12 protein-coding genes and 5 pseudogenes are annotated in these 20,292 nt (G+C 57.9%); 10 read left to right on the top strand and 7 right to left on the bottom strand.

The features are described from left to right. Window positions 1-470: 470 nt before the first annotated feature. The 3 genes from HAP48_RS05995 to HAP48_RS05985 form a co-directional block, all read right to left on the bottom strand. On the bottom strand, window positions 471-656 hold the full coding sequence (locus HAP48_RS05995; RefSeq protein WP_084518780.1) for a hypothetical protein: 186 nt from the start codon (window positions 654-656) through the stop codon (window positions 471-473). 245 nt (window positions 657-901) lie between these two features. Next, window positions 902-1,909, bottom strand: a complete 1,008-nt coding sequence (trpD, locus tag HAP48_RS05990) for an anthranilate phosphoribosyltransferase (protein ID WP_166214467.1) — start codon at window positions 1,907-1,909, stop codon at window positions 902-904. 377 nt (window positions 1,910-2,286) lie between these two features. Next, a complete protein-coding gene (locus HAP48_RS05985) occupies window positions 2,287-2,577 on the bottom strand; it encodes a hypothetical protein (protein WP_175612357.1) in 291 nt (96 codons plus the stop codon). A gap of 3,266 nt (window positions 2,578-5,843) precedes the next feature. Between HAP48_RS05985 and HAP48_RS05980 the strand changes: the two genes are divergently transcribed. Then, window positions 5,844-6,014, top strand: a complete 171-nt coding sequence (locus HAP48_RS05980) for a hypothetical protein (protein ID WP_165125932.1) — start codon at window positions 5,844-5,846, stop codon at window positions 6,012-6,014. Beyond that, window positions 5,996-6,415 (top strand): DUF7694 domain-containing protein, encoded by a 420-nt coding sequence (locus tag HAP48_RS50705; RefSeq protein WP_084518781.1) that lies wholly within the window; start codon window positions 5,996-5,998, stop codon window positions 6,413-6,415. The genes HAP48_RS05980 and HAP48_RS50705 overlap by 19 nt, the downstream gene beginning before the upstream one ends. 344 nt (window positions 6,416-6,759) lie before the next feature. On the opposite strand, the pseudogene HAP48_RS05975 reads toward HAP48_RS50705, so the two are convergent. From HAP48_RS05975 to HAP48_RS05960, 4 pseudogenes are all read right to left on the bottom strand, one after another. Continuing rightward, window positions 6,760-7,667: pseudogene (locus HAP48_RS05975) on the bottom strand (DDE-type integrase/transposase/recombinase). Window positions 7,668-7,991: 324 nt separating this feature from the next. Next, window positions 7,992-9,335 (bottom strand): annotated as a pseudogene (locus HAP48_RS05970) (IS1380 family transposase). A gap of 182 nt (window positions 9,336-9,517) precedes the next feature. Further along, a pseudogene (locus tag HAP48_RS05965) lies at window positions 9,518-10,863 on the bottom strand (M16 family metallopeptidase). A gap of 59 nt (window positions 10,864-10,922) precedes the next feature. After that, a pseudogene (locus HAP48_RS05960) lies at window positions 10,923-11,626 on the bottom strand (M16 family metallopeptidase); the annotation flags it as partial. A gap of 6 nt (window positions 11,627-11,632) precedes the next feature. On the opposite strand from HAP48_RS05960, the pseudogene HAP48_RS05955 reads away from it, so the two are divergent. The 8 genes and pseudogenes from HAP48_RS05955 to HAP48_RS05920 all read left to right on the top strand — a co-directional run. After that, window positions 11,633-11,784: pseudogene (locus tag HAP48_RS05955) on the top strand (energy-coupling factor ABC transporter permease); the annotation flags it as partial. Between the two features lie 909 nt (window positions 11,785-12,693). Next, a complete protein-coding gene (locus HAP48_RS05950) occupies window positions 12,694-14,355 on the top strand; it encodes a class I tRNA ligase family protein (RefSeq protein WP_166214468.1) in 1,662 nt (553 codons plus the stop codon). Beyond that, window positions 14,352-15,569 (top strand): MFS transporter, encoded by a 1,218-nt coding sequence (locus HAP48_RS05945; RefSeq protein WP_166214469.1) that lies wholly within the window; start codon window positions 14,352-14,354, stop codon window positions 15,567-15,569. The genes HAP48_RS05950 and HAP48_RS05945 overlap by 4 nt, the downstream gene beginning before the upstream one ends. Before the next feature lie 24 nt (window positions 15,570-15,593). Beyond that, a complete protein-coding gene (locus tag HAP48_RS05940) occupies window positions 15,594-16,904 on the top strand; it encodes a lysine N(6)-hydroxylase/L-ornithine N(5)-oxygenase family protein (protein ID WP_166214470.1) in 1,311 nt (436 codons plus the stop codon). A gap of 55 nt (window positions 16,905-16,959) precedes the next feature. Further along, entirely contained in the window at window positions 16,960-17,304 is a 345-nt protein-coding gene (locus HAP48_RS05935; RefSeq protein WP_165125920.1) for a cupin domain-containing protein, read from the top strand. Beyond that, a complete protein-coding gene (locus HAP48_RS05930) occupies window positions 17,301-18,365 on the top strand; it encodes an NAD(P)/FAD-dependent oxidoreductase (RefSeq protein WP_166214471.1) in 1,065 nt (354 codons plus the stop codon). Before HAP48_RS05935 ends, HAP48_RS05930 begins: the two co-directional genes overlap by 4 nt. Window positions 18,366-18,400: 35 nt before the next feature. Next, window positions 18,401-19,555: an alanine racemase gene (alr, locus tag HAP48_RS05925; RefSeq protein ID WP_224496932.1), complete on the top strand. Its 1,155-nt coding sequence runs from the start codon at window positions 18,401-18,403 to the stop codon at window positions 19,553-19,555. 12 nt (window positions 19,556-19,567) lie between these two features. Further along, window positions 19,568-20,281: a hypothetical protein gene (locus HAP48_RS05920; protein WP_224496931.1), complete on the top strand. Its 714-nt coding sequence runs from the start codon at window positions 19,568-19,570 to the stop codon at window positions 20,279-20,281. Window positions 20,282-20,292: the final 11 nt, after the last annotated feature.

The raw sequence follows: 20,292 nt of genomic DNA, 5'->3' as shown, positions 1-20,292 counted from the left end.
TTGCGTAGCGGCAAGCAGACAGCGCCTGACAGCAGTCCTCCTGCGGCAGCCGGAGCAAGCGGCCATCCTTCGTCCACCGCCAGGCGCTCGATCACCAGCGCCGTGGTTCCGCCGAAAGTGGCAATCTCGGCATGGCTCACCGGCAGGCCGAACGCGGCAGTCAGCCTAAGGCAATCGCGACGGTTTGGCCGACGGCCGTGCGTGAGAACGGGCCTGAAGCTGGACCATCTCGATGTATATAATGTGCTTGGCTTTCTCTGTAGACCAATGAGCAATTGCTCGATCTCGTCGAGCTCAATCCTATCCCCGCTAGGCAGAAAGGGGCGGCCATGCTGCTGGATTCCGTCGGCGCGATCGGTGCATGGCTGGAACGTCGCCGACTGGCCGTGCGGACAGGATCATGCCGATTGCGGTACTGGCGGGCGCCGGCCAGGGCAAATTGTTTCTCCTTATGCAGGGCATTGGCGCGCTTAATGTCCCCGTAAGAGAACACGCTTTTTTGCATCGATAAGATGCTCATCGAGTGTTGCGTGCAGCGCGCCCCGCAGCTCCGGGGGGATCGAGCTGTCCGTATCAATCAATTCCCTAAACTTGCGAATGATGTGTTCTATCGTTGCGATGGATCCGAGTGCTTCCGTTTTCTGTGCGGACGTCATCGATCATCTCCTTTGGCCGGCAGCGTTAGCACCACGTAGCGGGCTCTGAAACCTCGGCAACGGTGCGCCGCAACAGGCTCTCGCCGACGACGAAGGCCGGCTCTTGCGCCACCTATTCGATGCCAACTGCGTTGATGCATGGGCAAGCGGCGCAAGCTCGCAAGCCTCGCAGGAGCAGCGCGCATTCGCGCTTGTGAACGTTGGCCTTGGCGGCCACAACTGAACAGGGCTCAACTCAGTTGTCATTAGTTGGAAGCCGCGATCAGGCGCTCCAGTCGCGTGGCTGCGGCGCCGCGATCAAGCGCTTCCTGGCCAAGTGCGACGCCTTCCTGGAGCGTGGAGGCACGGCCGGCCACGATCAATGCCGCCGCCGCGTTCAAAAGGGCGGCATCGCGATATCGACTTGCTGCGCCACCGAGCACGCTTTGCAGCGCGACGGCATTGCCATCCACATCGCCGCTTTCCAGCGCCTCGGTGTGGCGGGGGAGCCCAGCATCTTCTGGCGTCACCTCGAAGGTGCGGACTGCACCCGCCTCGAGCGCGGCAACAAAGGTCGGGCCGGCAAGGGTTATCTTATCGAGCCCGTCCGAGCCGTGCACCACCCACACCGATTCGGCGCCAAGGTTCTTCAACACTAGGGCCAGTGGCTGCACCCATTCACGAGAGAACACTCCGACCATCTGCCGCTTAACCCCCACGGGGTTGGACAGAAGCGTGATTAGATTAAAAATCGTGCGAGTCCCAAGTGCAGTCCGGATCTGGCGAATACGCTGCATGGCCGGATACTGGGCCGACGCAAACAGAAAGCCGATGCCGGCTTCCTGTAGACAACGAGCAACGGCTTCAGGCGTGAGATCGGTCTTCACGCCTAGGTGCGCCAAAATTTTCGCGGCGCTCGAGCTTGATGACGCTGCGCAGTCGGTGTGCTTGGCGACAGGAACGCCGGCCCCGGCGACGATAAAGGAGGCGCACGTCTCCACGTTGACTGAGCAAAACGGGGTATCGCTCGTGCTAGCAATACCGATGGGTTCGCATGGCGCATCGACCCGTGGCATTCTATTGCGGATCGCGGAGGCCGCGCCGGTGACCTCTTCGACGGTCTCGCCGCGGACCCGCATTCCCAGCAACAAGCCACCGATCTGCGAAGGGCTCGCTTGACCCGACATCATGCTGTCGAAGGCGAACTCACTTTCCTCACATGTCAGAGTGGTGCCGCTGGCAACTTTGCCAATGATCGATCTAAGCGCTTCCATCGAACTTTACACGTTACCTGTCTATCCTCGGGCTCCTCGTTCAATAGGGGACTTTTCGTCGACGAGGCGTGGCGTCAATTGCATTGATATTGTTGTGCGAGCACCCGCTCGCGGCAGACCGTCCTCGATGCTTGCGTATCTGCCGCTTAAATGCGATTCCTTCGTGAGGCTACAACCTGACGCTACGTGAGGGTCAAGCGCTCCAGGCTGAGCTGTCCGATAGAAGTAATCGGCGACCGTGTCCGTCAGTTCTAAGTTATCGACGTCGTTCTCGATCGCCCGTGCCTGTTGTCCTGCCATCGCGTGACGGCCTGCTGGTCACGGTCGGCAATCTCTGAGCCTGAGGCGAAGGCGCAGCCACCTGGTTCGCCATCCCCTCATTTCGGTTCGTTACTCTTCTTGCCAGCGTCGCCAGCGGAAATCATGTAGCGACATTTCAGACTGAGCCTCGATTGCTTGGATCTGAGACAAGCGATGATGGCGACGCGATCCGGAATATGGCTGCTGCACAGGCGGAACACGTCCTCCATGCAGGCTTCTTTCTCCTCTACGGTCGGCGCTTGATCGCGCGCGTCTACTCGCTCTGGGATGAGGGCGGTCATTGCAAAAGCAAGGGTGATGGCAGCCTTCAGGGGCGAAGCCAAACGAAGCCGCTGGTTTTGAATCATGGTGTTTCTTCGCGTCGGTTGGTTTGCGGCATGTTCTTCAGGCCTTCCGACCGAAGACATGCCGGATTGTTAGGTAAGCGCCTGCGAGACCGTTCTTTTCTCTTGCGAAACCATCCGGGCCGGGAGTCGGTATTTTCGCAGCGACTTGTCAGCATCTGTCGTTGCCGGCGCCGAGCGCCGGGCTGCACTCGCAGCTGCACTGACCGAACAATTTGATCACGGTTAAGCTTTCGGTGATCGTGCGGTGGCCGCGGTCACGCCCCGATCTCGTGAGGCATTGGGAGGCTTTTGCATGAGTCTAAAGTGCGGCCGCAGCCTAATGACGAGTCAACCGACGGAGGAGGCCATCGTCGTCCCGACGCAGGATCGAACAGGACTTGTGACCGCGGGCCAGGAAAGGCGGCGAGGAGCGCCCAAGGCAGGGCTGCTCAATCCATTGACAAACGATGCACTCGACTGCGCAGGCAAAGCTGTCATCGCGCGTGCCCCTGTCACGCTCGGCGCGGTCCCGCAACGTGCGTGCCACTTCATTTGACGCAAGAGCGGGGGCAATCGAGTTGGCGTCAGTACCGGGCGTCCGTTCCCCTGCGCATGCCACGATCGAAAGGGGCCGTCCATGTCTCGAAGAGCGCAATTGTTTCTACCTCTCATTGGACCAGCCACCAATAAGGTGCAGACAAGTGTGCTTTGAATCTCGCGGGTTGAGCTTGGGTGTTTGAAACATTCGCAGTTCTTGGGATTTGGCGGGAAACGCCTGGATTGTTCGAAGTAGTCCCCACTTGTCCAGGATCGTACAATCTGACGCTACGTGCGATTCAAGCCCTATCGTCTGAATACGTCTTGGGATCTACAGGGTCCGTCAGCAGGACGAGTGTGCTCCGGCGAAACCTCGCGCTGAGTGTTTGTAAACCGCGGCGTCTCTATGGCCACGCTCAGGGCAAGTGTGAGTTTGCGCGCACCGTTGGTGTCTACTCGCTGGTAACCCCGGGCCACAAGCGTCACTGCTAGGTAATTGTACGGAGCGCCACTGTCACATTTGTTTGATCTGCAAATTGCATGTTCATCGCTATGAATCCGAAGAGTAAACTCTACGATCCCGACCTTTGGCGCGGCCGTGCGGAAGCAACGCGAGAGAAAGCGGAAACGCTGGCGTACGGCAAAGCCAGAGATAGGCTTCTCAAGATAGCCAAGGAATACGACAAGCTCGCTCGGCGCGCCCTAGAGTGGCAGACGCACAAGAACGAGCGGGGCACTTGGCCCGGCCAAGAGTCGTAGCGTCTCGCGTGTCGATGGAACCTCCATCGGCAGATCGCCACGAATGCCAACGGTGAGCAACAATCTCGCTCGGTATTCGGGCGGGCGATTCATTGCAGAGGCTGCCGTGCCGAGAATCTCCAGACGGTCCTCTCTCGCACAAATCGTTCCAATCGAATCCCAGTCAGCGTGCCGCCTCAGCGCAGCGAGCCGCTTTAACGACCTACAGGGGATTGTATAGGCGCAGGCGTATTCTTTTCGTCAGCTTCTCGAAAGCTAATCCGCCTACTATCGAGCCGGCGCGCCGATCTTAGTCCTGTTCTTGCGCGAGAACCGTAAAGCACTTGTCGGGCGTAGTACCGAATACCGGATGGGACAATAGCTGCCGTCAGGTCAAGTCAAGCTTGCAGGCATATAAGTCCGATAATCCGCGATATCCAACACTTCTGCACCTGCCTGTCTGACCTCGGAGGTTTTCATATCTAGCCACTCAACAATTGCAAGACCGCGGCCGCGGTACACGAGGGCATCGAAAGGCCCTCCTATACCAGCACCCATCCACTGAGATCTCCTCTGGTTCATCGTTTCGCTCATAAGGACGCTGCGATGATCCAACATATACTGGCCCAAAGCAGCGCATGAAGGAGAAGCCCGGCCAGCGGCAACAGGTTCCATCTCCTCTGCGTCTGCCAAGAGCGGCGGTCAGCAGCGTAATGCTTCATCATGGACTGCTTTGGTGCGCGCCAGTGCGTCATTCCTCGCATGCTCCACTGGTCCAGGGAAAAAGGTTAGCGTCCGGACGCCTCGTGTTATCCATCAGTTCGTCTTCCAAAGCTCGGAGTGTCAGAATTCGGCTTGTTGCGCGTGAGGTATGCGGCCTGTCGATTTGGTCGCGTATCATCGATCAGGGGATACCGTGCAAGTTCGAAACGTGCTTTGGCAATGCATAAAGCAAAAACAAACAACGAGTCCATTGCAAATTGATGTCGGGATAGCGTGTCCTTCCTGTTTCGACACTACAGCAATCAGCATGCCAGTAACCGAGAAGTGCCCGCACCGCTCGACAAGGGTTAGATGCGTGCCTCTAGAGTGCGGCGCTGTGGACCAATCGACGATTGTCGGAGCTGCGACATCGATGTCTGAAAGCCGACACCAGCAATGGGAGGCAAGCGTGAATGTTTGCTGACGTCATACCCGCAACGATGCGCCAGCTGTTGCATTGTATCGACGCGCCTGAAGATCCGCGGATGGTCGCAGTGATGGTCTGTCCAAAGGACTAACTCGTCATGTCTGATCATCCTCGCGAGGAGCCGTAGGATGCTATCAACTCGATCCGAAACACATTGTGCCAAGCATTCACGAGCCAGACGCGCCCGTTCGAATTTTTGGTCCGACAAGCTCTTCATGGTCACATAGATGACGTATTGGCATTGTTTCAGGCTCCGCTAGCGGCGAGAGCTGCGAATGATTCAAGTGCTGCCACGTCACAAGGCCGCATCGGGCCAAAGCCGATATTGCTCTTGCGTCGCGTCAGTCCGTGCGGCGTGACGTCGTTTCGGCGAGCCATAATCGAGTGCACAAACGGATATCGGATGCGACATCAGAACGGGAGGGATGAAGTGATACGCGTCGATTGACGGATTTCATATTGCCGAGATGCATCCTCGAGACCTGAACGGAAAGGCTAATGAACACTCGTTTTGCAAGTGCGGGAGATCGAGCGCGGATCTTACCTTGCTGAAGCGCACTCTGTCCGGCGCCGGCTGATCAGCGCCCGCGGGCATGGGTAAGTAAGATGTGTCGCCAAAAGCGCGCTTCGTGACCGAGTTGTCTGGCGGGGCTGGTTACCCCATCGGGTGTTCGTGAGTGTGGAGGTCAATTCCGCGGGTGAATCGGATCGAGCACTTCGTGCATCGCCGGCCTTCATGCAATCGGGGAGTGCAGTAAAGGCGTTCGTCGGGTGCTTGAAGAGGATGTGAGCTTCCGAGAACTAAGTAATGGGAGAACAAGTGATGATGGACATCTGCGGCTTTCTCAGCAGATGGTTCGCTGGAGAGTGGTGCTCGAACGCTACGCTGCTGACGGAGCTTGCGCCGGCTCATGAGTTGCCAAACAACGTCATCTACGTCGACTTCAAAGCGATCCGTAAAGCAAAGGAGGGTGCGTGCGAGCGCAGATCATAGAGAAGCTGGAAGCCGGCCGCGTACGATCCGGCAAGTTCGCCAGCGTACCAGGATCAGGCCCCGGTGGGCTGTTCTTGGTGCAGGGCCCTTGCGGGAGTGAACTGAAAATCAGTGGCTTCGTCCGTCCGGGCTGGGAGCAGGTCGCCGTTTCGACGCCGCGGCGTTGTCCGAACTGGCAAGAGATGTGCTTTGTCAAAGACTTGTTCTGGGATGAGGAGGAATGCGTCATGCAATTGCATCCGCCGCATTCGCAGTATGTCAATAACAGCCGGTACTGCCTTCACCTCTGGAGACCCACTGATCGGCACATCCCAAGGCCGCCGCCGAGCTTTGTAGGTATTGTTGGGCTAGGACCATCCGAAGCGGCAATGTTATTTGCTAAGATTCGCGCGACGGCATGATGGTTTAGGGGACGAGGCAGAGCGGGTGCAGAAACATAGTTCGGCGTCGCCGGAAGGCCATGCAACCAGCTCACGTCGCAAGTGTTCTTCTGTGTGCGACGGACGGGAGGCCAACCCGGGATCACTGCCGCCAAGCGAGAGGCGGCAGTGGAGAGGATGTCTCACGCGGCTGGCCTCAGGGGGAGCTTCGACGACTTCTTGGCGATAGTTCGCGCCGTCGGAGTGATTATCAGGTCCGCAAGTCGGTCATCGCGCATCTTTCGTAGTCAGCCTGACCACCCGCCTTCGCGGGGCAAGCGCGTCATGATCTATTCGCAAACGATATCGCGCGGTGAGCGGCCGCATTAGCTGTTTAGTCCCGGCATTTGCTGGAGCGGATTGAGGGTGAATCGTTCGTTCTCTTTTGTCCAGGCTTTGCAGATGTATTCGTAGGGCGTGAGGCCCTTCAGGGTCTTCAGCCGCCGAGCGTAGTTGTAAGCGTTAATGAAGTCGGCAAGGTGTGCTTCGAGCTGATTGTGTCGGTCGTAATGATAGCGTTGGACGGTCGCTTCCTTGATCGTGCGGTTCATGCGCTCGACCCTCTTGGCAGCGCATATCGAACATATGTGTCACGTATCTTGCCGTCGGGCCGTCCGCGTAGCGCGGCAAGAAGGTGAACTGGATCCCATTGTCGGTGAGAACCGTATGGATCTTGTAGGGCACAGCCGCGATCAGAGCTTCGAGGAAGGCGGAGGCGGAGGTCCTTCCCGTCTTCCTGACCAGTTGCACGAAGGTGAACTTGCTGGTGCGATCGATGGCGACGTAGAGATAGAGCTTGCCTTCAGCGGTCTGGAGCTCAGCAATGTCGATGTGGAAATAGCCGATCGGATAAGCCTTGAACTTTTTCTTCGGAGGCTTACTGCCTTCGACCTCCGGCAATCGACTGATGCCGTGGCGCTGGAGACAGCGATGCAGGGATGATCGCGTCAGATGTGGGATGGTCGGCTGAAGCGCATAGAGGCAATCGTCGAGCGGCAATAGCGTATGCCGCCGGAAAGCAACAATGATCGCCTCCTCCTCGATGGAAAGCACGGTCCATTTGGCTTCCGTTGGGCCTGTCGGGAGATCGGCGACTGCCTCGCGACCCTTCCACTTCGCGACGGTCTTTTGGTTGATCCCGTAGCGCCTGGCGAGCGCTCTCAGGCTCTCTTGACTATTTGTATTGCTCGACGGATTGCCTCCCGGTGGCGCAGCCGTGTAAAACCTGTCCCATAGCGCATCCTTCGAATCGTGCGATAAGAATGCACCATCAAAGCTTGGGACTAAACACCTAGTGCTTCAGCCCTTGGTTCAGCACTTTGAGACCGATTCTGTGCCCGCGGCAGCCGACTTCAGCTTCCCAAGCGGAAGTTGAGAGCGGAGCTTTGGCTAACCCGTCCTATTCGTGAGAGTGCTTTTTTAGTCCGCTTGATGTGGCCGCACATCTGCTCTGACGAGGCGCGCGGGATTGCCTTCGGCTTTTCACCGCCTGACGACCGGTACTTTGCAACGCGCTTGAGGTGTAGGTTGGGCGAACGGGGGGCGGACGCCCCGCCGGTCAAGGACCGAGCGGCAGCAGCGCGCCTGGCAAGCCGCGGATCAGGTCGGCTTCGGGACATGCCGCGGCAAACGCAAGGCGAATGCGGCTCGTGGTCTCAACGACACGGGCAGCGAGTTTCAAGAGCCGAAGACGCAGCGTCGCGAACTCGGCTGTGGCCAATTCCCGGGCTTTGGGAATCGCGTCGCGCACGGTCAGCATCAGCCAATAAGCGGCGGTGTGGAGAACGAGGCGGACTTGATTGGCGAGCGCCGAACGGCAGCTGGTGCGGTCGGAGGCGAGCTGTGTCTTATGCAGCTTGATCAGATTCTCGGCTTGGCCGCGCGCGCAATACAGGCTGTCGTAGATCCACTCGGCCGAGCCGACATCGAGGCTGGTGACGACGAAACGGATGTCGAGGCCGAGCATCGTCGCCTCAATACGGGCGACGGTCGTCGTTCGCGATCCCAGGACTTTGCCTTGTGGCGCGTCTCGGTATAGCCACGCAGAACCGGCAGGTTCTCGATGGCGCGTCGCGTGCGGATGTCGTCGGCGGCCTCGTCGACTTTTCTGGCGAGCGGCTTGGTGCCGGACAGACCGAAGATGTAGTCGATGCCGTTGGTCTCGCACCACGCCATTGCCTCCGGCCGAGCATAGCGCCCGTCGCCACGGAACGTAATTCGCGTGTTGTGCCACCGCGTCCGGATATGCCGTATCAGGCGGCGCAGATGGGCACGCACCTCGACGCCGCCCGGCGTCTTGCCGGGCCGCAGCACGACCGCCACGGGCCGGCTCTTCTCCGTGTCGTAGACGTGGATCGGCAGGAAGCAGCGTTCGTCATAATGAGCGTTGAACAGCGAGAGCTGCTGATGGCCGTGGACGACATCGCTGGTATCATCGATGTCAAGCGTGACGGATGCCGGCTCGCGCGGGTAGCTATCCATCCATGCGTCGACCAAAGTGTAGGTCAGTCGGATCACGTCGCGCAGGCGCGGAGCATTCTCCAGCCGCGACAGCGTCGGTTGGGAACACAGATCGCGACCCGTGTCCGGCAGCCGTCCGCAGGCCAGCTTGAATGCGGGATCGGACCGCAGATGATCGGAGGTCGTCGGCGTCCTCGTAGCCGCAGCAGATCGCGAACATGCGCGCGCGGAACATATCGACAAGGCTGTGCACGACCCGCGTCGGATCGCGCCGATCCGGGAACACCCGGGCCAAATTGTCGGCCAAGCCGAGACGCCGCTCGGCCATCGCCAGAAGCATCACGCCCCCGTTCGAGGTCAGCCGACCGCCATCGAAGGCAGCTGTGACTTTCCTGGCGTGAACGGCTGGAAACGAGAAGGGCAGAATCGTATCGTCGGTCATGGCGGGCGTGGTGTTCGCGGCTGAGTGTGATGGGGTTGGCTTTGCAACCGAATCCTACGCCGCATCAGCGCTTTACACCACGCTCGCCAGCCTCTCAGGCGCCCTCTGACGAATAAGACGGGCTAAGCGGCTTAGGTTTGCTAATGGCTAATTTGGTTTCCTCGGTATTGTGGTTGTGGTGTCTAGTCTAGCTCGGCACCTGGCGATGACGTGGTCGCTGATGGCATGGTGGTTAACTGGGCTGCGTCCCCTGGGGAGCGGCCGACGAGAATGGTGAGAAGACCTTAGCCCCACAGCCGCTGCGCGACTCTCTTGGCATCCTCCAACGTGACCGCATCGACGACGGCTTCATGCTTTTCGAAATAGTCGATCGGCAGCTTGTCAAGCTGATACTGCAACAGCGTTTGCGCCAGCTTTGATGATGTGTTGAGGGCCAGCATCTGCGAGCCCTTCAGGTAGGACTTTGCATTGTCGAGTTCCTGCTGGGTCGGGCCTTGCTCGGCGATGTGGCGGACTTGCTTCTCGATTTCTTCGACAGTCTCACGGGCGCGATCGGCGCTGGTCCCGCTATTGCCGACAAACATGGCCGAACGATCCATCCAGACGAGGTGCTCACGGACGAAATAGGCCAGCCCGCGCTTCTCTCGGACTTCGCGGAACAACCGCGACGTCAGACCGGCATCGCCGAGGATGTGGTTGACAATATAGGCGGCCATGAAATCGGGCTCGCTGCGGCGGACCGCTGGACCGCCGAAACTCACAACTGTCTGTGGCACATCGAACGGAATATTGACGCGCTGCGGTGGTCTTGCCGCGACCACGTCGGGGACCGACGCCAACTCCGCCCTGGCGGGAAGGCCTCCAAAGGTCTTGTCGAGTAGTATACAGAGAACCTCTGGATCGACATTGCCGACCACCGCGATCTTGAGCGTGTCTTTTGCCATCACGTGTCGGACATCGCGCTTGAGATCCGGGACCTCGATCTTCGACACGCTTTCGATCGAGCCTGCAGCCGGGCGAGCATAAGGATGATCGCCAAAGGCGACTTCGAGTAACTTGCGATTGGCGAGCGATGAAGGATCGGTCGATTGATGCCGAAGGCGACAGAGCACGCCGGCACGGATCCGCTCGACGTCGGCCGCGTCGAAACGGGGCGAGGTTAGCGCCATCCGTAAAAGGTCGAAGGCCTCGTCCCTGTGGTCCTCGAGCGTGCGCAGGGCACCGCGGAAGTGATCGTGGGTCGCTCCAAGCTCAGCTTAATGGCTCGACGGTCGAGCCGTTCATGAAAGGTCTTAAAGCCGAGATCGCCGGAGCCTTCATCGAGCAAGCCAGCAACCATGTTGCCGACGCCGGGCTTGCCGCTTGGGTCCTGGGTCGCGCCACCGCCGAAGGCATATTCCATCGCAATCAACGGGACAGTGGGGTCTTGCAAGAACCAGGCTTCGATACCACAAGACGAGACCAGGCGCTTGATCTTGGTCGCGGCAAGCGTCCTGGTGGTGGCAAGCGAATTTAGCGAGGCGAGCATCGCGATTGAGAGCGACGCGCCGCCGAGGAGGACCCCCCGCCGTGTGCAAAAACAGGTCACTATCGCTTCTCCTCGTGGTTTGGCGTTGGCTCTTTGATGAGATAGCCGGTCACCGAGCGTCTTTTGTCGAGCCATTTCCGCGCGGCCTCGCGCACCTGCTGGGCACCGACGGCGCGGATGCCGTCCGACCAGCCTCGAATATCGTCGATGCACAGGCCCGTGCTGAGCCCGCGGCCATACCGGTTCGCGAGCGCTTCCTGATTGTCCTGAGCGTAGATTGCTCGCGCGATCAGCCGCGTCTTGACCCGCTCGATATCCTCGATGCGCGCGGGATTGTGCGCAATGTTGGCGATCACCTCGTCGATGGCGCGCTCAATCTGGCCGAACTTCACGCAGGGGTTTGGTATGGCAGAAATCACGAACCGCGAGGAATCGAGCGCGGTAGGCTGGTAGCTCGCCGTGGCACCGATCGTAAGCTGCTTGTCGATTACCAGCGCGCGATAGAGATATGAGTTGACGCCACCTCCAATCAATTGCTCGAGCACTTCAAGCACTGGACTCTCGCCGGCGGCCGCGGTGCGAGCGGAGGGCACGAGATAATAGCGGTGCAAGGCTGACTGCTCGACGCGGGGATCGGCCAGCGTCACGGTCCGCGGCGCGGCCGGCGTCGGTTCCTGCGGCCGCAGGCGTTCCTCTGGGATCGATGGCTGCGCAGAGATGCCGCCAAATTCGTCTCGACCAGCGGGCGGATCTCATTGGCCTCCGCACTCCGGTTGGAGTGTCTGAGGTGCACTTCATTCTGGCCCGACGCTGTTCCTATTGTTCGGTGTGGGACCTGCGGCGTTTGGCCCGACGCTCGGCCTGCTGGTGCAAGGCTTATTCTTTACCCCTGCCGACCCGCCGCAATATGGCATGAACGTCATCTAATCTGGTGAAGCCTTCAAGCTCACCGAATTCGACCCGCACTTGGCACAATGGATACATCGCGCATCCGGAATTGAAGTTTGTTCTTGAGCGAACGCCAGCTCCGTTGGCAAATGCCAACTGCGAGGACGTCAAGAAGGCGCTTTTGCAATCGCTGCTGTCTCGAATGAGTTGGCGCCTACTCCACCGACAGGCAAACTGCCATTGAGCGGGGGGCCGTCCTCCCGGTGGCCAAACCAGATGAAGCGTTCCGAGCGCCAGATCTGTGATCTCGTTCCACGACAATGGGATTTCGAAAGCGCCCCCTTGGTCTCCTTGTTCAAGCGTCCTAGCCGAGCATCCAGTTTTCGTTGCTGATCAGCTGAATCAGCTTGGAGCATTCGCGGCCGACGTTGGCTGGGGTCATAACGAAGAGGAGGCGGCCCCGCATACCTGAAGCTATCTGGGAACAGCTCCCACGCGCCTCGGTCAGTACGGCAAACAAACTCTCACTTCGCTCTACTGAGCCGGTCGTCGGCTTCGCGACCAATGTTCGAAAGTTGACGGTACGCAGGTTCAGACAAGGAGAAAAATCAGCAGTCGCAGTTGGCCCGCTGCTTGCTTGTTTACGGCTTGGTCAGCGGCCGCTTGCGGGCATGTCGTTGGCTCATCGAGTCGAGCCGGGGGGAGTTCAACTATGTCGGAAGCCGAAGCCGCGCGAACAATGGAGGCGGCGAAGTCGTCCTATCGAAGAGCTCAGACCGGATGCGGCAAGTCACCTTTGACTGATTGTAGAATCCGCCTTGAAGCAACCAATCGGCCTGTATCCGTATCTGCGTCGAGCTATCGCGATCGCCATTGCCGGAGAGATGTCAGCGCACCTGGCATGCTGGCGGCGATGTATCCACGGAAGTCATTTGTGCCGACATGAAGAAAAGCCCAACTATCGCGCGGATAAATGCAGCAAACACGCATCCGATCGATGTGTATGTCTCCCCAGTGAATTTGACTGCCAATGGCAGGGCACATCTGGGGCACGCCGCTGGGCCTTATCTTCGGATGGATGTCGTGCAGAGGCACCTGAAGAGGGCGGGGCATCGAGTTCGCTCTGGGCTGACCACCGACGGCTTCGAGAATCATGTTTTGGTCCGGGCGGCTCGCGAGAACACTGATCCATCGGAACTCGCGCATGGCTTCCACGTCAAGATCGTTGAGGATCTCGCCTCGCTAGGCATTGTTTTCGACCATTTCGATGATCCTGCGCATGGCCGAAATCTGCAGCGCTTCTCGAATGTGAGTGGCGCGCTCATGGGGGCATTGTTTGCAGCCGGAAGTCTGCAATTCCGCACAATGCGTTTACCAATTGACGATACGCCCTCAGCTGTCACGCGGCCAGAACAACGTTTTTGCATTGGGGGCTGGTTTGGTGCGACCTGTCCGGTTTGTGCGGCTTCTGCCGGCAGCTTCTTCTGCGAGCAATGTGGATATCATTTCGAGCCCGAAGAGGCGCGGGATCCGATATCAAGGCGAGGGCGGATCGTGCAATGGGCGGATGACATTTCCGCCTTCCTTTCAATTTCGGAAAAAGACCGGCTTCTACGGGCGTGGGACGACACGGCTATAGAGCCAAGTTTTCGGGACATAGCGAAGCGGTATGTCGCGCGCAAAGGACAGCAGATGCGGCTGACCGTGCCGGGATTGCACGGGTTGGGTTGGAGTTCGCCGCATTTCAAGACCCGGCAAATATTGTTCAGCTACTCCTCGCTACTCTACGCTCATTCTCTCTATTGCGGCCAGAGAGACACAGAAAGCAGCGGCAGGCCTAGTCCTTTTGTTCTCGACTCCGATGCGTTCCTCATTAGTGCTACCGGTGTCGATAACACAATTCCGATGCTCGTGGGTACTACAGGGTGCGCGCTGGGCCAGGACTCGTTTCGGCCGTTCGATCGTATCTTCTTCAACTACTTTTTGCGATTGAACGGATCGAAGTTCTCCACCAGCCGAGGTCACGTGATCTGGGCGGGCGAGATCGCTCGAACTCCAAATGTATCAATCGATGTTCTTAGAGTGTACCTGTCGGAAATTTGTCCGGAGGAGGCCGAGGCCGATTTGATATCAGAGCAGCTGGTCGATCGTTACAACGTACTTTTCGATCAGATGTCTGCAGCTATCGACCGCTGCACAGGCATCGTAAACGCAGCACCGGCTCCAACCTGCTGCTACGTAGATGGCGCGATGATGACCGCGCTCGACAGGCTCTACGAGAAGCAGTGCGCGGCACTTTCGCTGGATCATCTGCTGGTATCACAAGCGTCAAAGCCAGTCATCGAATGGGTCGACTGTGTGAATGCGGCGACGAGCCATGAGACCGCTTACACTTGGCTGATGGGCTTTAGCGTACTGGGTTGGCCGCTGATGCCGAAGATCACCGAAGCGTTATGGCGCTGGCTGGGGCATAGCGGACATCCGCTTGCCGGATGCGCGTCAAGGCCATCATCTGCGCGAAACGGATCAGTACCGAAGATCGATGGGCGCAGGTTAGCGGCTAAAGACATTGATTGGTGCCTGCCCGGAAAGAGCGCAGCATGACACCGGCCAAGCATATCGTTCCTGCTGAGGACTTGCCCAATGCAATCGCGTTGCAGGTCTCAATCCCCTTCATGTTTGGCAGTATCAGCTTGGCCGCTTGCTACGGCTCGAGTTTCGTTCTTGTGGACGCGTTAACCGCCGTTCGACAAAACGACACGACCGCCGGAGCCGTTGTTTCGATCGGTACGATCGCAACAATATTGTGCTCGCTCTTGGCCGGCCGGATTGCCGACGTGCTCGGCGTGATGCGAACGATCACACTCGCTGCAGCGATCATGGCCCTGGCCATGGTATGTTTCGCATCAGCATCGCTTGCGACGCTGATAGCTTACATCGGTGGACTTCTGCTGGGCATTGGATGGTCGGTCTTTTATATACTAGCGCCGCTTCAAATCTTCTGCCACGTGCGAGCTGAGGCTCGTATCAAGTATCTTACGTTGCTTTCCGCATCTCAAATGCTTGGCATCGGGCTTGCGGCGCCCCTCGCACGTGCGCTCGCGGAAGCCGCTGGATCCTACATTGCAGTTTACTGCCTATTTGCAGCTGCCTGTCTTGCGGGCGCGGCGCTCTTGGAGTCCGCAGGCAGGGTCCTGGCGCAAGCTCCACAGATCGAAATGCCGGCTGTGCGGCTGACCTTTGGAAGTCTGGTGCGAACCTTCAAGGCGAACACGCGCTATCCAGTCATCATGATCGGCATCGCAGCCTGCGTTTTCGCCGGTCTGTCCACGTTCCAAACGCTCTACGCGACATCGCGAGCACAGTCTGCGGATACGTTCTTTCTGGTCTTCACGCTGACAGCGGTCTTCTCGCGTTTTGCGGTGGCACCGATCATTGGGCTCTGGCGGCTTGAACGCGTAGCTGCATTTCTGATCCTTTGCACTATTGCGGGGCTATTCGTCCTGTTGATGAACGTAGGTAGTCCAGCAATCTACATTCTCGGGACGATGATGTTTGCGCTCGGATACGGTCTCAGCTATTCGACTTTGAACAGCATGGTCGTTCACATTGCCGCTATTGATGGGTCATCGTTGGCCGTTGCGTCTCAGGTGTTCACTCTCTCCTACTTCATTGGCCTATTTGGATTTCCGTACATCGCTGGGCAAATCATAGGGGTCGGCAGTTTCGATTATCTATTGATGAGCATGATGTTGCTGGTCGGCGCCAATGGCGCTCTTCTTACAATTCAAGTATTCGTGAGCGGCGGGAGGCATTGAGTGGCGCCCCTCAGGGATCATGGGATGATCAAGGACGGCGTTGGCCGCGACGTAGTCGCGATCGGTGCTGGGCCTGCAAATCTAAGTCTGGCGGCGCTCGCGGTCCCGGTTTCGGAAATTTCTGTGCACATCCTGGAAAGATCGGACTCGGTTGAGTGGCATCCCGGACTGCTTCTAGGAGGTGCCCTTATGCAAACCAGCCCGCTAAAGGACCTTGTTACGCCGGCGGATCCAACCAGTGCCTACAGCTTCATCGCCTACTTGCATGATCAAGGACGGCTTTATCAAGCCATCGTCCGTGGACTTGACCACGTCAGCCGTGCTGAATTTGAAGACTATTTGCGATGGGCAGCAAAAAAGCTGGCGAACGTTCGGTTTGGCGAACGTGTCGTCGCACTCGAGCTGCGAGGCAGCTCCTTTGACGTCATAACCACTCACCGCAAATACCAAACCTGTACAGCTGTGGTAGGTGTGGGTCGCGTTCCATCTATTCCTGATTGGAGCAGGAATGCACCGCCAGACGAGGTGTTCCACGGGAGTGCCCTTCTGCTGCGACGGCGCGAGCTGTCGAGCAAGCGTGTTATGGTGGTGGGTGGCGGCCAGAGCGGGGCGGAGGTATTCCTTCATCTCCTGCGTGGTGGTTGCGGCGCGCTCAGAGCCCTGACCTGGGTGACGCGCCGCGCGAATATCTTTGCGCTCGAAAATAGCCCGTTCGTGAACGAATGGTTCTTTCCGCGGTATGGTGGGTGGTTCTTCGAGCAGAGCGAATCGGCGCGCAAAAGAATTCTGGCGCGGCAAGCATTGGCCAGCGACGGGGTGAACTGCGTGACGCTCCGCGCCATCTACGACGCCCTCTACGATCGAGAGCTTCGCCGAGGAACATACCCCGCTCAGGTCGAAATATGCGTCGACACCACAGCCGACGAGTTGCAAGGCGCGTCCCCCTTTCGCGTGGGTTTGCGTCAGCAGACGACAGGCATTTGTTCTGAACATGCCGCCGACATTATCATCTTAGCCACGGGTTATCGGACCGAGATCCCTTCGTTCCTAGATCCGATCGCGGGCCGACTGACGGTCGCGAGTGCCCCCGGTGGCTCTCGGGAAATCGTCGTCAAGAAGGACTTTTCGGCTCATTTCGATGGTCCCGAGACATGCCGTTTGTATGTGCAGAACGGCGCGCGCCTTCAACATGGTATCGCTGATACCAACCTCAGCTTGGTACCCTGGCGCGCTTCAATAATCCTCAATTCGATCATCGGCCGCGTAGCCTACGAATGCGGCGAGGAAACTGGCGCCGTCAAGTGGAGCAGCACATGCTTGGACGATCCCAGTTAAGGGACGAACAGTTGCCAGCAGCCTTGAACCAGCCTTTCCTTAATCGGGGTATACTATGAAAGATGCAGAGCTGATTACGTTAGGCGACATCACCGCTTATAGCCCCGGCGTCGTGCTGCAGGAGGTCAAAGGCATAGGCAATCAACAGACGACTTGTTGTCCCGTCGAACTCATCGAATTCCGGCTTGATCCGTTCGCGGTGTCGACGCCGCATTCCCATCCGTCCAGCGAGATCTGGCGCATTACCGGCGGCAGCGGTCGGGTGGTGACCAATGATGGTGAGTTGGCTGTGAAAGCAGGAGACCTTGTGTTTCTGCGACCTGATCGAACTCATCACCTGGAAAATAGCGGCTGCGAAGCTCTGAGCGCCCTGTCTATCTCCTGGAGGGAAACCCGATGACCGGCGGGATTTATGACCTGGCGGTTATCGGCGCGGGCGTCATGGGTCTTAGTGCCGCCTTCATCGCGGCGCGCAATGATCCGAAGCAAAGGATCGTTATCTTCGAACGAGATATCGTTGGAGCAGGTGCCAGCGGGTTTGCTCCCGGAATCCAAATCAACATTTGTCGGAATGATGGGGAAAGGAGCCTCATTGATCGCGGTTCGAAATTCTGGCGTGGGATCTATCCCCGTGGTGGCTGGCACAATGGCCGAGACTGTGACGTGTTCTGGCTGACCCGCAATCCGGACGAACTCGCGCGACTGGCTGGCATGGGCGGCACTACCCCCTCAACGTCGGTCGAGCTGACCGAGAGGCTTTCCTCGCTGCCAAATTTTCAGATTGCCGACGATATAGCTGTAGCGCTCGATCGGGGCTCGTATAGCCCGGTCGATTTAATTGTCCAGGATTTGGCCGAACGGCTCAGGGCCCTCGGTATTTCGATATTCGAGCAAACGTCTATTGAAAGGATAAGGCAGGGCCCACGTAATCTTCTTCTTCGGACCTCGGACGATAGCGAAATCTCGGCGCGGCGAGCTATCCTGGCAATTGGTCCATGGCTTCCAGAATCACCATTACGCGAGCACCTGGCAGACGAACCGCGGTTGCGGGTTAAAAAGGTCGTCGCCCTTCATCTCGCAGCGCGTCCCTCCTCGAACTGTCCGATGATCGGCCTGTTGGATGACTACGCTTTCCTCATTCCCATGATCGCGGACGGCTATTGGTTGTTCAGCTTTACCTCGCAGGAATGGGATGTCAGGCCCGACAGCGACGCGTTGCATGTCAGTTCAGACGATTTGGCGCGCGCAACAGCAATATTGGCGAAATGGTTCTCCGTGGACGTGCCGGCGATTGCGTCAGTACGGGTGTTCTGCGACTGCTATTCGGACGATGCCGTCCCGTTCGCGCGTCCAGCTCGAGCCATCGCCGGGCTTCAGGTCATTGGTGGCGGCGCAGGTAACGGGTTTCGGTTTGGGCCCGCCTGTGCGGAAGAAGCAATACGATCCTTGTATTCTCCGTAGTCGCGATGTCAGCGCCGGGACACGAGGAAGGGCATATGCCTGAATCGATTCATACCGAAGCGAAGCTTTCTATCCAAGAAGCAGACAACGGTTATTTCAATATGTCGAGATCCACCATGATTGTGGATCTCGGCGCGATCCAATCGAACTATCGGAGAGTTCAGGCGCTTGCCCCGCATAGCGCATGCGGCGCGGTTGTCAAAGCGGACGCCTATGGCCTCGGCGCGAAGCATATAGCGCCCTTCCTTGCTCAACTTGGCTGTAGGGACTTTTTCGTAGCCGATGTGGAGGAGGGGATCGCCCTGCGCGATGTGCTACCATCATCTTCGAAGATCTACATCCTCCACGGCGCTATGCCAGGTATGGAGCTGGCAGCCGAGCAGCATGATCTATTGCCAATCCTCAACAGCAGGGAACAATTGGATGCATGGCTTCAGCATTGCCGACAGCGTAATCGGGCACTACCAGCGGGTATCCATGTCGACACCGGACTGGCTCGATTGGGTTTTGCCGTTGATGAATTGCGAGCAATCGCCGAGTACGACAGTGGACTGTCGGAATTACCCGTAGCGCTATTCATGAGTCAGCTCGCCTGTGCAGAATGGCGCAACGGGGACAGTTTTCAACAATTGAGAAGGTTTCGCGAACTCACACAGTTGTTTCCGGAAGCGATCCTCTCATTGTCGAACTCGGCTGCCCTATTTGCCGGATGCGAGTTTCATTTCGACCTCATAAGAGCAGGTGGAGGAATTTTTGGCTTTTTGACGTCTGATGATCCCTGCTTCAAGCCATCGCAAGTCGTCCATCTGCGAACTCAGATCGTTCAATCTCGCAAAGTAGAGCCTGGTGAGACGATCGGATACTGCAGGTCGTACCGAGCGAGCAGGCAGATGCGTGTTGCTACCGCCTCTATCGGTTATGCGGATGGCTTTCCACGTAGTCTTGGCAATCGAGGGAATGTCTTCATATGTGGTATTCGTGTGCCTATCGTCGGCTTTGTTTCGATGGACCTTATTACAATTGATGTAACGGATCTGCCTGAGAGTTGGACGACTCCGGGCGCAATGGTTGACGTGATCTGCCCTGAACAGACTGTGACGGATCTAGCATCTGCGGCCAGGATGCTGAGCGATGAGGTGACCACAGCGATGGGGCGGCGGTGCCGTAGGCTCTATGTCTCGGCGAAATGACATGAGGCGCCGATGAACTCCTCTGCTCCTGAATTCGAGCAATTCAATCGATCGATCTATCTACATGGCGAAGCTGGGCGTCTCATGCGCCCGAATTACTTCACCGCCAAGGTGCGTCAGTTCCACGAACTTGAGCGACGCTTTTATGCCGATCTGCTGCGCGCAGCCCGATATGATTTGGTCATTGAGGTAGGTTGCAGCTGCTATCGCCTCATTGGAGTCAAGAGCGATGCGAGTGATTACCTTGGGATCGATATAAACCCGGCTCGCACGCGAAGGCTAAAAAGCGGGAAAGGAGCAGTTATTCGCTGTGAGGCTGATAAATTCTTTAAAAGAACGCGGCTGATCAGTAAAATCAGGAGCCGATATGATGGAAAGGTACTCTGCATCCTGCCATTCAATTTTCTAGGTACGATGGATGCGCCAATGGAATTTCTAACACGCGTGTGTCAAGCGCCCTTTGATCTCGCTTTGTCGCTCTTTGCAACGAACGAGGCGGCAACGCTGGCGCGCTGCGAATATTATGATCTTTGTGGCATCGGGATTGAAAGTGTGGAGCGGACCGACGATTACGTCCGCCTGAACTGCTCCAACGGCTTCCGAGCATTTGCTTTCGAGCCGTTATTTCTTCAGAACCGCATAGCGGCTTGTGGCTTCCGCTTGAGCGGCGCGCAGTATTCTCACGTCTGCAACTTCCTGCATTTCAGGAAAAGCAATATTGGTTAGTCGCCCGTTAA

It is taken from the genome of Bradyrhizobium septentrionale (genome assembly GCF_011516645.4).
Lineage (GTDB): Bacteria > Pseudomonadota > Alphaproteobacteria > Rhizobiales > Xanthobacteraceae > Bradyrhizobium > Bradyrhizobium septentrionale.
Note: the sequence above shows the minus strand (reverse complement) of the source record. Positions and strands in the feature narration are given on the sequence as shown.

Coding starts and splice junctions, on each gene's coding strand:
- HAP48_RS05985 (WP_175612357.1), bottom strand. CDS start 2,577: ATGATTCAAAACCAGCGGCTTCGTTTGGCTTCGCCCCTGAAGGCTGCC.
- HAP48_RS05995 (WP_084518780.1), bottom strand. CDS start 656: ATGACGTCCGCACAGAAAACGGAAGCACTCGGATCCATCGCAACGATA.
- HAP48_RS05950 (WP_166214468.1), top strand. CDS start 12,694: ATGAAGAAAAGCCCAACTATCGCGCGGATAAATGCAGCAAACACGCAT.
- HAP48_RS05945 (WP_166214469.1), top strand. CDS start 14,352: ATGACACCGGCCAAGCATATCGTTCCTGCTGAGGACTTGCCCAATGCA.
- HAP48_RS05940 (WP_166214470.1), top strand. CDS start 15,594: ATGATCAAGGACGGCGTTGGCCGCGACGTAGTCGCGATCGGTGCTGGG.
- HAP48_RS05930 (WP_166214471.1), top strand. CDS start 17,301: ATGACCGGCGGGATTTATGACCTGGCGGTTATCGGCGCGGGCGTCATG.
- HAP48_RS05935 (WP_165125920.1), top strand. CDS start 16,960: ATGAAAGATGCAGAGCTGATTACGTTAGGCGACATCACCGCTTATAGC.
- HAP48_RS05920 (WP_224496931.1), top strand. CDS start 19,568: ATGAACTCCTCTGCTCCTGAATTCGAGCAATTCAATCGATCGATCTAT.
- HAP48_RS05980 (WP_165125932.1), top strand. CDS start 5,844: ATGATGGACATCTGCGGCTTTCTCAGCAGATGGTTCGCTGGAGAGTGG.
- trpD (WP_166214467.1), bottom strand. CDS start 1,909: ATGGAAGCGCTTAGATCGATCATTGGCAAAGTTGCCAGCGGCACCACT.
- alr (WP_224496932.1), top strand. CDS start 18,401: ATGCCTGAATCGATTCATACCGAAGCGAAGCTTTCTATCCAAGAAGCA.